Annotated in this window: 1 protein-coding gene; it reads left to right on the top strand. The window is 63.1% G+C overall.

Annotated features, from left to right (window positions below; translation table 11 throughout):
* Nucleotides 1-235: LuxR C-terminal-related transcriptional regulator (locus EN845_RS35100; protein WP_135931366.1), on the top strand; the 235-nt coding region annotated here is incomplete at its 5' end.
* Between the last annotated feature and the right edge of the window lie 44 nt (nucleotides 236-279).

Here is a 279-nt window from a genome sequence, read left to right as displayed (position 1 = left end):
GAGCTCCCGCCCCGGCACACAATGCGATCCAGGGAATCTCAGCCAGCGGGAGCGGTCGGTGATCCAGCTGGTCGCGCTCGGCTACAGCAACAAGGAGATATCCTCGCGGCTGAATCTCAGCATAAAGACCATCGAAACCTACCGGACCCGGGCTACCGACAAGCTGGAGCTCCACTCCCGCGCGGCCATCGTGCGCTTCGCGCAATCGAATGGCTGGCTGGCCGAGCTGGTGTAGCGGCGGTCCGCGGCTTTAGAGACGATAGAAGAGGCGGACGATGT

The sequence above is a fragment of the Mesorhizobium sp. M8A.F.Ca.ET.202.01.1.1 genome (assembly GCF_004791595.1).
Lineage (GTDB): Bacteria > Pseudomonadota > Alphaproteobacteria > Rhizobiales > Rhizobiaceae > Mesorhizobium.
This window is presented reverse-complemented; position numbering and strand designations above follow the sequence as displayed.